Source organism: Paenibacillus sp. FSL R5-0473, assembly GCF_038004565.1.
In the GTDB taxonomy this organism is placed as follows: domain Bacteria; phylum Bacillota; class Bacilli; order Paenibacillales; family Paenibacillaceae; genus Paenibacillus; species Paenibacillus amylolyticus.
Genome location: NZ_JBBORL010000001.1, coordinates 2,331,802 through 2,344,665, shown reverse-complemented (window position 1 = coordinate 2,344,665; position 12,864 = coordinate 2,331,802). Strand labels below are relative to the sequence as shown.

Here is a 12,864-nt window from a genome sequence, read left to right as displayed (position 1 = left end):
GTTTATACAGCTTTTGCTTGCATCTCAGTTGTGTTATCCTGATCCGAATTCGAACGACGAGAGAACATCAGGGTAATGGAGCAGATCAGAGCGAAAGCGATCAGCATCACAAAGGCGGTGGCATAAGATCCCCCGGAAGCTTCAACCAGGAATCCGATCAGCATCGGAGTCAGAAAACCTGCAAGCTGAGCTCCTGTGTTAATGAATCCATTGGCTGTTGCGACGACAGATTCGGGCATCGTTTTAAGGGACTTCGAAATGATCAGTGTTGAGATAAATCCGGCCATTGCCGTAACGATTGTCATGTACGTAATGAATGTGGTGATGCTACCCGCGGAGCCCATCAGATACAGGAACAAGGCCACAAGTACACCGAACACAGAAGCGATAATTCGATCTTTGCCTGCCGGGATACGGTCAAGCACATATCCGCTGAGAATCATGGTGAAAATGCTGACCAAAGCCGGAATGGCGGCGAGCAATCCCATTTGAGTCATATCCAATCCCCGGACATTGACCATGTACGTCGGCATCCAGGATTGAAGCCCCCAGTTCACTGCATAAATGCTGAAGTAGCTGATGAACAAATTCCAGATCATGGGCGTCTTCAGGACGGTTTTCAGTGATGTTTTGGGTTGTTGGCCCGAGCCGGAGGTCGCAAGTGCAGGCTTGGCGGGTTCTTTTAATAAAAAGAACATCAAGGCTGTGATGAGGATCCCTACCGCACCAATGATATAGAACAGGTTGCGCCAGCCAATGGTTACAAGGGCGTGTCCGGTAAGAATCGGAGTAATTACCCCCATAATGGCTGCGGATGACAGCATAATGGACATGGCTCCACTGCGCTGATTAATGGGAAAGTTTGTGGCAATCGCTTTGGAACCGGAAGGGAAGAAGCTGCCTTCTCCGATCCCAAACAGGAAACGAACAAAGATGAGAGAGAACAGCGACCAGGCTGAACCCGTCAGAATAGTGAACACAGACCAGGAGAATAAGGAAACGAGAATAACTTTCCGATAACCGAAACGGTCGGCGAGTGCTCCGCCTGGAATTTGCATAATGGCATATCCGAGAAAAAAGCTGCTGAGGATAATTCCTTGTGCGGAAGCTCCTAGGCCCAGATCCTGAGTAATGCCTACAATGGCATAGTTGATGACGAAACGATCCAGGTTGCCAAGACACCAGCCGAGAAACAAGAGAGTGAGAACAATGTACTTGAAGTGTTTACTATGCATGATTTTAGACATCGCGTTACCTTCTTTATCATCGAATGTTAACTAAATTTCTGTGTTGCTTTAAAGTTACATGATGTAGGGGTTCCAAGACAATGTATATCTCTGTATAATTATCTGAATCATGATGTGAAAACCTACATTGACAGGAGGCGGCTGCGTTGAATGGAATCTTACATAAAATCCTGCAAGAACGCTTGGGGAACTGTGATTATGAGGTGTGGATCAGCAGTAACTGGGCGGATTGGGTACTGATCGAAGCGATAGGCAGAAGAGAAAGTACACCGCCTTGTTTTGCGGAGCAGCTTCCACTGCAACATCCCAAAGTAGAACGGGAATCAGAAGAAAAGATGTTAGTTTTTCTTCCATACAATAACAATATATGTGTGGCTATCCGGGTATTTAAGAAGTGGGAGTTTTCTGCGGAAGATTTAGTCACACTGTCGTCTTTGCTTTACCCATACTATTCGGAAGCTGTGGCAAGCAAGAATGAACGAGCCTTGAATGAAATCATGAACAGCATTAGGGATGTGACTCAACTTCTGGATCTGAACGAGTTGCTTGGACGGATTTTGGTAAGTGCACTATCCGTTATCGCTTATGAGTGCATAGGTGTGTTGTGGAGGTATGACCCTGCGATCGACGCGTTGACGGTCAAGGCAAGAGCAGGGGAGATGGGTGAAGGCATGCTGAGGATGAAACTGAAGCCAGGTGAAGGGATCATCGGGAACACCTTTAAGCGAGGTACACCAAAGCTCTACAACGGTTTATCTACAGTAGAAGACGACTTTGGCAATATGACATTGGACAACAAATATCATCTGAATTCGGCGTACAATTTTCAAAATATAGGTTCAATCATTTCGGTGCCTATCAAGGTGGAAGGCCAATCGGATTGTGTGTTAATCGTTTATCAAAAAGGAAGAGTCCCGCTATTCACGGAGTCGGATGTGCGACTGCTGCAAAGCTTTGCGGATCAGGTTTCGATTGCGATTACAAATGCCAAACTGTACGAGAATCTGAGCAAACAGAACGCGACACTCATGAAGCGGGATGAGATTCACTCCTCGCTTATGCGGCTTTCCCTACAAAATAAGGGTGCGGTATCTATTGTTAACGAATTGGCACGTGTTATTGGCGTACCGATGACCTTTGTGGATTTTATCGACAACGAATGGATTCCGAAACGCAGCAAAATCATGAATGGCTGGAATGCAGAAAGTCTTCGTAGCTTGTACGAATCCTTGCATCATCCGGATTATCTGACGTGTATCGAGGGAGAAGCCGACCGATCGTATCAATATCTGTATCCAATCGCTTCAGCCAATCAGTGCCTTGGTTATCTCATTATCCAGATGAATACAAAGCTTGAACCACTGCAATTGATTGCGCTGGAGCAGGGAAGCTCTATTCTAGCCCTGGAATTAATGCGCAAACAGTCCCTGGCCGAATTTTATTTTAAGAAAACACAGCAATTTTTCAACGATTTGAGGCTCAGTCAGGATTCAGAGGATTATTGGCAGAAGTCCGGGGAAATTGGAATCATTCCTTCAACCTCCATCGTGGTGGGACTGCTGGAGTTTGCTGAGTGGGTCAACCCTTCTACGCTTAGCGCGTTGTCTGTTCAATTGGTAGCTTATCTAAGAGAGAAAATGCCAACAGGAGCGCTGCCCATTGCGTTTGGCAATGAAAGACGAATTACAGTACTGCTTATGCTGAACGAGTCGCACAAGCCAGGCAAACTGGAACAACAGTTCAGCGCATTGCTGCCGGAGTGGGAACATCGAAATCATGTGAAATTGTTGGGGGGATTAAGTTCCGTGCGGTCTGGAGTCGATGCCATTAATACGGGATACCAGGAAGCGGACAAGGCGCTTGCATACCAGAAGACAAGAGGAGAACAGGGGACGATCCGATATACGGATATTGGTGTTAACCGGTTGTTTATCCGGCAGCCGGTTGAGGATTTGAATGCGTTTATGTCAGAGGTATTCGAGCCGCTGAGGCCTGCCAAAGGGCAGACCGGTGGGCTAGAAGAAACACTGATGACGTATATGGCGTGTGGAGGTTCTGCGGTCCAAGCTGCGGCAGCACTTCATATTCATATCAATACTTTGTATCAGCGTATTCATAAAATCGAAGAGATTCTGGGCATGTCCCTGAGTAATCAGGAGCATCTGCTCCATCTGCAACTAGCCTGTTATCTAAGGCAGACATATCGTTCATCGTGATGTTCACAAATCAACTTACTCGAGATCATGATTCAAACGTGTTACCGACATAATGAAAAGAGTGAATATGCGTTTTGGTGAGTTCAATCACGTTTTTGATAAATGCCTCGCGTGATTCACGATATCCGCTTAATATCCAATTGTTTAGTAGTCCAAAAAAACCGTAGGCGGTATAGTACTTGAAATAGTCCATGTTCACTGGGGAGTTGTTGATCGTCTCAAAGACAAATTGCTCCTGATAGATTTTGAGTATGGTTTGTGGAAAGCCTGTATGTAAACCGGGTAACGTATCATCGTATTGAATCAACTCGAAGAAGTCACGGTGTTCGTAGATATAATCCACGATTTGAAAAGATTCGGCATCCAGCTTGTTTGTTGAAACCTTTTGACCGTGCCAATAAGGTTTGCCTACTGCGCCCCTCAATCCTTCGAGTGTCATAATTAACAACTCTTCGGCGAGAATATATTTATCCTGGTAGTGTAAATAAAACGTGCTGCGATTATAACCCGCCTGATCAACGATGTCTTTGACAGAAACACCATGGAATCCTTTTTTCTTAATGAGCTGAATCAGAGCAGTTTTTAGGTGCTCCTTGGTTCGATTACGATGTTGAGATGTCACAATAAGTTCATTATTCATTCAAAAAAACTCCTATAAATATAGACATAGTTTTATAAAGTGTCTACGAGGTAGACACTTGGTCACATCTTAATGATTGGATTGTTACAATTTTAAGCATAGAATTAGTTTTGTAAACATCATATAGCACTATTTATATAGGCGTTATTCAAAATATTATACTGGGGGATTTATTCATGGGCAAACTTCAAGATAAAGTTGCAGTCATCACAGGAGGAGCATCCGGGATTGGCGCAGCGACAGCTCGCTTATTCGTTTCCGAAGGAGCTAAAGTGGTCTTGGTGGATCTAAATGAAGAAAAAGGCAAGGCGTTTGAGCAGGAACTGAAAGCGCTTAAAGCAGAGGCTCTCTTTATTAAAGCAAACATAACAAGTGAAGAAGAGGTTTCTGAGATTTTCAAACAAACCGTAGAAGCATTTGGTCAAGTCGATATCGTATTCAACAATGCGGGAATCGGACGTGTTCATCCTACGCATGAGCTTGATTATACCGAATGGCGCAATACAGTCAATGTTGATCTGGACGGCGTATTCTTGGTTGCACGTGAAGCGATTCGCGAAATGCTCAAAATTGGTGGAGGTACAATCGTCAACACGGCTTCCATGTACGGATGGGTTGGTTCACCTGGCTCTGCAGCCTACAATGCAGCTAAAGGCGGCGTTGTGAACCTGACTCGTTCGCTCGCGCTGGAGTATGCTGAGCAGAATATTCGGGTGAACTCCCTTTGCCCAGGCTTTATCGATACACCGATTATCCCGGAAGAGAGCAAACAAGCACTTTCAGCGGCAACACCAATGAAACGTCTGGGTCAAGCAGAAGAGATGGCCAAAGCCGTTCTGTTCCTAGCTAGCGACGATTCTTCATATATGACAGGAAATAGCCTGATCATAGACGGAGGATACACCGCTCAATAAGTGCAGCAAATATCGAAGCACACAAAGAACATATTTCCATTAAAAGTCGCTATTCTAGCGGCTTTTTTTATTGTATTGGTATAAGAGCAGTTCCCAATCCAAAGACGACTAGCAAACGGCGGTTCGGTTATTCATAATAGATGGCCTCATAAGGAAACTCTAACTTATTCAAGCGATATTCTTTGGGAGACATGGACATATATTGCCGAAAAACTTTGCCGAAATAGCTGGGACTCTCAAACCCGCATTGTTGACCAATCTGAGAAATCGGAAGTTCCGTTGTACGGAGTAGTCGAATTGCAACCTCGATGCGTCTGTCTTTAAGATAGGCTAGCGGTGATGTTTTCTCGGATTTCTGAAATAACCTGCACAAGTAGTGTTTATTGATATCGCAATGGCTGGCTAGCAGATCCAACGTCAATGGAGATGCATAATTCTCTCGGATGAACTTTTTACATTTCTCAATCGTTGTTATGGATAGGGCACCAATATCCTTTTCCGCATCCCGACTCGTCTGTACCAGGATAAGCAACCACCGATAGACTTGCATGGACAAGCGATACTTGTCCGTAACTTTCTCTTGATGAATCAAATTGATAATTTGCCATAACTCTTGAATCAAGGGAGAGTCCGCGTTTCGTCGAATGACATGTCCCTCATTATCATGCATCATATCCCAAATTCGGTTAGCTTCATCCCCGCGAATGTTGATCCATATAAATTCCCATGGTTCGTTGTTCTCTTGTTTATAGTAATAGCAATGTTCTCCTGCGATTTTGACAAGTAGGGCATGTCCCTTCGGTAAAGGGAGCGTTTGATTGTCAATATCCAGATAACCCTGGCCATTAAGTGTGTATTGAAAAACGACATGCCCCGGGTCCGGTCTATCATCACTTGGACAACGATATTCCTCGCTAGAAACGATCTGCCATCCAATAGAGTCCAGTGTCATGATTGATGTATCGTCATTACGAAAAGCATAAGAAACCGTATGAACCATCGTTTCATCTCCTTCCTAAAAAAGTCAATTATCTTATATAATACGTCACATTTTTTAGATTGTCTGTCTTTTTTTAGACCTGTAAGATAAATGTAAGCGGTAACATAAAGAGGAGGTGGCTGTAAATTGTGTTCATATGACAACAAGCTGGGCAGGATCGAACTGATGATTCTAAAAATGAATTTTTAGATAAGGGGGAGTTAATCGAATGATCCGAAGAACTGTTTCCATCCAGAAATCGATGTTTGTATCTTTTTTAGCACTCCTTATGGTTATTTCACTGGCTGTTCCTCCGGCGCTGATACGTGCAGAGTCATCAAGCAGCCAGCCGGGTCGACAAGCTGAGTATCTTAACCGGGGTTTGGTTGCGGTTCTTGTAGACAACGGCGTTTTTTTAAGCTGGAGGTATTTAAACAACGATCCAGATGATATCGCTTTTAATATATATAAAAACGGAACCAAAGTGAACGCATCGCCCATAAGCGATGTGACGAACTATGTGGACACCACTGGTTTCGACAGCTCGCAATATCAGATCTCCACCGTTATTGCAGGCAAAGAGCAAATGCAACCGGAGGTTGTATCGGTCTGGCATAACGATTATCTGCCTATTCCGCTCGATAAACCGGCCGATGGTCGGACCAAGGATGGCGGAACGTACTCCTATTATGCTGGAGATGCTTCAGTAGCTGACTTGGACGGGGATGGCGAATATGAAATTGTTTTCTTGTGGAGTCCGAGCAATTCCAAGGACAATTCGCAGGCCGGTTATACGGGCAATGTCTATATCGATGCCATCAAACTGGACGGCACAAAGCTGTGGAGGATTGACCTTGGAGTCAACATTCGCGCCGGAGCGCATTATACGCAGTTAATGGTGTATGACCTGGATGGCAACGGAAAGGCAGAGGTTGTTGTCAAGACCGCGGACGGCACGAAGGATGGCCAAGGCACAGTCATTGGTGATGGCACGAAGGATTATCGCAACGACGGCGGATACATATTGTCAGGTCCAGAATATCTCACGCTGTTTAACGGTGAGACTGGCGCGGCTGTATCCACCGTGAATTATGATCCGCCAAGAGGCAACGTCAACGATTGGGGTGACGGCTATGGCAACCGTGTAGATCGGTTCCTTGGCGCGATTGCTTATCTGGACGGTACGAAGCCAAGTGTCGTAATGAGCCGGGGTTATTATACCCGCACAGTGCTTGTTGCTTATGATTATGTTGGCGGGGAACTCGTCAAACGCTGGACGTTCGACACAAACGAAGCAGGATCACAATATCAATCACAGGGCAACCATAATCTAAGTGTGCTGGATGTCGACAAGGACGGCAAGGACGAAATTATGTTTGGCGCCTTGGCCATTGATGATGACGGCAGCTTGCTGTACAGCACCGGACTCGGCCACGGTGACGCCATGCACGCCGGCCAGCTCGATCCGAACCGGGAGGGCTATCAGGTTGTAAGCGTGCATGAGCATTCGGATGCGGCATACGGACTGGAGATGCGCAATGCGGCAACAGGTGAAATTCTCTGGGGTGAGAAAACAGGTTTTGACACCGGTCGCGGGATGTCGGCGGACATTGACCCGAACTATCCAGGTTACGAATCATGGGCCACGACCGTTACCAACGGGCAAAGTGTACCTGTAACCAATACCTATTCAGCAGCAGGAGAGGCTATCTACACTGTGGACGAAGGGCCCAAAACCGCCAATTTCGCCATCTGGTGGGATGGCGATCTTCAGCGGGAGCTGTTGGACCATGAGTGGGATAATGGCACAGCCAAAGGAATTCCGCTCATCTATAAGTGGGATTACCAAAACAAAAAGCTGAATGAAATCTTCCGGGCGACCGGTACGTTAACGAACAACCATACCAAAGGCAATCCGGCACTTCAGGCGGACATTCTGGGCGACTGGCGTGAGGAGCTTCTGCTGCGGAGCGAAGATAGTTCGGAGTATCGTCTCTACACAACGACCATTCCTTCAGACTATCGCATCCCTACGCTGATGCAGGATCCTGTGTATCGACTTGGCGTAGCCTGGCAAAATGTAGCCTACAACCAGCCGCCTCATACCGGCTTTTATCTTGGAGCGGAAGCTACAGCATTCCCTAAAGCCAATCTGGCGCTGACACGCGAAGCTGAAATGCTGGAGCCGGTCTACCGCTTTAATTTCGGTACAGAGACTACGTCAGGAAGTACAAACATACAGGATACGTTCTACGCACAAGATCCGGGATACGGTTTTAAGGATACAAGTGGTGTCACAGTAGGGGCAAACCAGGTTTCGGTCGCGGCGGGCACGACATTTGCCGTTGATCTGCCCAATGCAAATTATAAGGTGACGCTGCGATTGGGCGATGATGCAAATGACTCGAACGTTGGAGTCAAATCCGAATTCGTCCAGAAGCTCGCCGTAACCAATGTGACAGCAGGAGCACCACTGGAGTATTCCTATGATATTGCTGTGGTGGATGGACAGCTCGATCTTCTCTTCACGGGTACAGCCATAGACATCCAAGACGTCATCATCGAGAAATATCCAGAGAAAGCGGCTGGTGCGGCAACGACGATCTATATGGCTGGTGATTCAACCATGCAATCTTACAGTGAAGCGCAGGCTCCTCAAGAAGGATGGGGGCAGCAGTTCGGACGTTATTTCTCCAATGGGGCAGTCGTCGTGAACGATGCGATCGGTGGCCGAAGCAGTAAATCCTTTATGGTAGACGGTCGTCTCGATACGATCCTGCAGCGAATTAAGCCAAGGGACTTCTTCTTCATTTCCTTTGGTCATAACGACGCGAGTGCAGGGATACCGGACCGTTACGCATCACCGGAGGACTATAAGATTTACTTGGCTCGTTATGTAAACGGTGCCAAACAGCGCGGCGCCACACCGGTATTGCTGACTCCGGTTGGACGCAGAGATTTCAATACAGTGACTCAGGAATTCAACGTCAGTTTCCCTGCCTATGTGCAGGCTGCCAAAGAAGTGGCGGAAGAGCAGGACGTGCCGCTGATTGATCTCAGCAAGTTGAGTATTGCTTACTACGACAAAATTGGAAATACAGCTACGGAAAAAGTGTTCCTGTATGCTAATCCGGGTGAATATCCAAAATACCCGAATGGGATCAACGATAATACGCATTTCAGCAGCTATGGTGCGCAGAAAATAGCCGGACTCGTTGCTGGTGCAGTCAAAGACATGGAGCTGAGCATTTCATCACTGGTCATCGACCCGGATATTTCCGAGCCAGAACCAGAGCCGGAAGCCCAGCTATATGAGGAGGACTTTGAAGGCGACGCTGCCAACTACCAGTATGCGATGGTCAATGCCACGGGTATTGCAGGAACCATGACGGGAACCGTTGTTGAACAGTCTGGAAATAAGGTACTGTCCGTCGCGGGTTCCGGATCGGGCAATCGGGCCAAGGTATTCCGTCTGTTCGATGCCGTAAACGGCGATCAGGTGAACGTGAACTTTGACTGGCAATCCGGTAATGTGAGTGCCTATCCATCAGAAGGTCATCTCACAATACAGGATTCTAACGAAAACGCCCTGTTCACGCTGTATACCAAGACCGGAAGCACCAAAATTCATTATTTTGTCGGTGCATATAACCCAGACTACGGCACAGGGGATACAGCCATACCCGAAGGGGGAACGGCTACAGATATTTCCAAGAACCAGTGGGTCAATGTGGATGCAACCGTTAATTTTGCCGAGAAGACATTGGATCTGACATTAACGAACCTAGCCGATCCGACAGTTACCCAAACGATTGCAGATATCTCGCTGAGTTCCGCCGCATATGCGGACAACGTCAGATCCATGCGGTTCCTGGGAACAAGAAAAGGCGGTGGAGGCACGTTGAACTGGGCTACCCAGATCGACAACGTGCGTATTGAAGGCACTCAGCTCTCTTCAGAGAGTGGCGATCAGACGGCCTTAATCGCTCTGTACGATGAGATTAAAGCACTGAATCTGTCGGATTATACAGATGCATCGAAGGCCGTGGTGAACCGGGCTTTGGCAGCTGCGGAAGCTATATTCAATACGGAAGCTACCCAAGCTCAAGTTGACCATACGTTTAACATGCTAACTGTTGCGAAGGATTCATTGACAAGTGAACCGAGCGAAGAGACAAGTGAATACAAATTTGACTTTGGTGCCGGCAGCGCAGCCGACGGATACATCAAGGTAGATGCCAAAAGAGCGTACATTGAAGGCAACGGGTACGGTTTTGCCGATACTGCACTCACCAAAGATGAGAACCGGAAAACCGGAGATTTGCTCAAGGAAGATTTCACACGAGTAAACGGTACCTCTTTCCTGGTGGAAATGGAGCCGGCGAATTACCGGGTAACGATGACCATCGGGGATGCGGAGGAATTGACCAGCGCAAATGTCGTTGTAGAACAGATGACAAAGCTGCCGCTTACAAGCATTGCCAAGGGCGAATTCAAAGAAATCACGTATGACATTGCCCTGATCGATGGGGTCTTTAACTTCAATCTCACCGGAAATGCACCGAAGATCAATGCGCTGAAGCTGGAGCGTTTGCCAGATCACAGTGCAAGCGATAAACCTGTTATTTATTTGGCCAGCGATTCCACTGTGGCCAATTACGCGGAGAACTACCGTCCGCAAGCGGGCTGGGGAGAAACGTTAGGTGGATTTTTTGATCCAAATGAAGTCAGTATTGATAACCGGGCAGTTGGAGGTTTGAGCAGCAAAACCTTCCTGGTCGGTGGATATCTCAACGATATTTTACTCGACATTCAAGAAGGCGATTATCTGTTCATGCAGTGGTCTCATAATGATTCCACACCTTCACGTCCAGAGCGTTATCTTACGCCTGAGCAATTTAAGGTATATCTAAAAGAATACATTAACGGTGCTCTGCAGAGAGGGGCAATTCCAGTTCTGGTCACGCCAGTGAATCGTCGTGATTTTACCGGAGAGGTGCTAAATAAAAGCTTCCCGGAATACGTACAGGCGATGAAAGAAACGGCGCAGGAAACGGAAACGCTTATCATCGATCTGAACCAAGCCAGTTGGGAGCATTTCCAGGAGCTTGGCACAGAAGGAACCAAATCGATATTCATGTGGGTAGGCACAACGGAAGACAATACACATTTGCAAATGAACGGTGCAATCAAGGTGTCTGAACTCGTAGCACGCCTTGTGAAGGAATTGAATATACCTTTATCTGATTTTGTTACGTTGGAAGGAGAATCTCCGGAGCAGGAGGCCCCGCATACTACGGCAACTGTGGAAGGAGAATTGCAGAACGGCTGGTATACTTCTCCGGCACAAGTAACCTTCACAGCAAGCGATGAAGATTCCGATATTGAAGGGACCTATTATCAAATTAATGGTGGCGAAACGGTAAGTGGTACACAGTTGACTCTAACTGAAGAAGGTACACATACCATCACCTACTGGAGTGTCGATGTCGACGGTAACAAAGAGAGTGAACAGTCTTTGTCCATATCCATTGATCTCGTACCTCCAACCATTGAAATTCATGGTCAAACCGAGTACACCATTGATCAGCAGGTGGAAATTGGCTATACAGCCTCCGATTCGGTATCCGGTGTAGAAGAACCAGAGGGTGTGCTTCTCGACACTCCTGCGTATACATTGGAACCCGGACTGAACCAGGTTACGGCAACCGTCTCCGATTTGGCTGGGTGGGAACAGACGGTAGAATATAGTTTTGCAGTTATTACTACATTCGACAGCCTGATTAATCTGACCAACACCTTTGCTGATGAATCGATCGATCCTAATGCCAGCATTCTTGCTGATCAGCTCACAAACACGTTACAGCAGGCCAAACAGGCAGCAAACGATCGTGAAGGAGCAAAAGCGCGTCAATTGCTTGCAGCCTACGCTAATGACGTTCAAGCAGTTAGAGGAACCGTATTTACGGATGAGCAGACAAGTGTGCTGATTAAGTGGGAGGAATGGCTCCATCAGACAACGCCACTTGCAAACGGTGCCCCAGGTACTCCGGTGTTATCTGATAATAATGGTTACGTCACGGGGCTCAAAGACGGAGACTATACAATCACTATGAATCTGTGGTGGGGGAATAACGGCAATCAGTTCAAGCTGTATGAGAATGGTGAATTGATTAAAGAAATTTCTCTGGTCGATCAATCCCCGTCCGCCCAATCTGTTCAAGTTGATATTACTGGAAAGAAAAATGGCACCTATATCTATACTGGAGAATTGAACAATGCACTGGGTTCAACCATGAGTGTTCCACTGACAGTCATCGTCACGGATGCTTCCCCGGGGCAAGCTGTTCTGTCGAACGACAACTGGGATGGTGACGGCAACTATAATGTCACCATGAATCTGTGGTGGGGAACAAACGCAACCGAATACGAACTTTACGAAAATGGAGTATTGATTGACACACAATCGCTGCAATCTCATTCTCCTGTTGCACAGTCTGCGGTTACCTCAATCTCTGGAAGGGTACCTGGAATCTACGAGTATGAAGCTGTACTTCGTAATTCTTCAGGGGAAACCAGATCACACAAATTAAATGTGACGGTACGAGAGTAGACTGAAATGTTCGAGCATTCCATTAACAAGAAGTGATACAACTGAAGTAAGGTACGCATACAAAAGTGCTATTCCTCATCATTTTGAGGAGTAGCACTTTTTATATGCGCACAGTATGAAAGCGTTTGACTTATTTGAATATCAATCTATAATGATGAAAGGAAATTGGACTTGGACGAGGCCTATGGAGAAAACGATAACCGGCATAGCTGTATGTATATCCATAGCAAGCTTCCATACGCAGGAGGCTTGCTG

General features: G+C 46.6%; 6 protein-coding genes. 3 read left to right on the top strand and 3 right to left on the bottom strand.

Going from position 1 to position 12,864, the window contains the following annotated elements; translation table 11 throughout:
• Nucleotides 1–2: 2 nt before the first annotated feature.
• Nucleotides 3–1,247 carry an MFS transporter gene (locus tag MKY28_RS10240; RefSeq protein WP_340935876.1) on the bottom strand — a complete coding sequence of 415 codons (1,245 nt, stop codon included), beginning with the start codon at nucleotides 1,245–1,247 and terminating at the stop codon, nucleotides 3–5.
• 146 nt (nucleotides 1,248–1,393) lie between these two features.
• Here MKY28_RS10240 and MKY28_RS10235 point away from each other — a divergent pair, with 146 nt between their 5' ends.
• Nucleotides 1,394–3,463: a helix-turn-helix domain-containing protein gene (locus MKY28_RS10235; RefSeq protein ID WP_340935874.1), complete on the top strand. Its 2,070-nt coding sequence runs from the start codon at nucleotides 1,394–1,396 to the stop codon at nucleotides 3,461–3,463.
• Nucleotides 3,464–3,488: 25 nt separating this feature from the next.
• On the opposite strand, the gene MKY28_RS10230 is transcribed toward MKY28_RS10235, so the two are convergent.
• Nucleotides 3,489–4,103, bottom strand: a complete 615-nt coding sequence (locus MKY28_RS10230; protein ID WP_338706095.1) for a TetR/AcrR family transcriptional regulator — start codon at nucleotides 4,101–4,103, stop codon at nucleotides 3,489–3,491.
• Nucleotides 4,104–4,279: 176 nt separating this feature from the next.
• On the opposite strand from MKY28_RS10230, the gene MKY28_RS10225 reads away from it, so the two are divergent.
• Nucleotides 4,280–5,017 carry an SDR family NAD(P)-dependent oxidoreductase gene (locus MKY28_RS10225; RefSeq protein ID WP_076317783.1) on the top strand — a complete coding sequence of 246 codons (738 nt, stop codon included), beginning with the start codon at nucleotides 4,280–4,282 and terminating at the stop codon, nucleotides 5,015–5,017.
• Between the two features lie 127 nt (nucleotides 5,018–5,144).
• Here the strand turns inward: MKY28_RS10225 and MKY28_RS10220 are convergent, their stop codons facing one another.
• Complete coding sequence (locus MKY28_RS10220; protein WP_340935873.1) at nucleotides 5,145–6,017, bottom strand: AraC family transcriptional regulator; 873 nt, start codon at nucleotides 6,015–6,017, stop codon at nucleotides 5,145–5,147.
• Nucleotides 6,018–6,225: 208 nt separating this feature from the next.
• Between MKY28_RS10220 and MKY28_RS10215 the strand changes: the two genes are divergently transcribed.
• The gene (locus tag MKY28_RS10215; RefSeq protein WP_340935872.1) at nucleotides 6,226–12,609 is read left to right on the top strand and encodes a rhamnogalacturonan lyase family protein; all 6,384 of its coding nucleotides are present in this window, start codon (nucleotides 6,226–6,228) and stop codon (nucleotides 12,607–12,609) included.
• Nucleotides 12,610–12,864 lie beyond the last annotated feature (255 nt).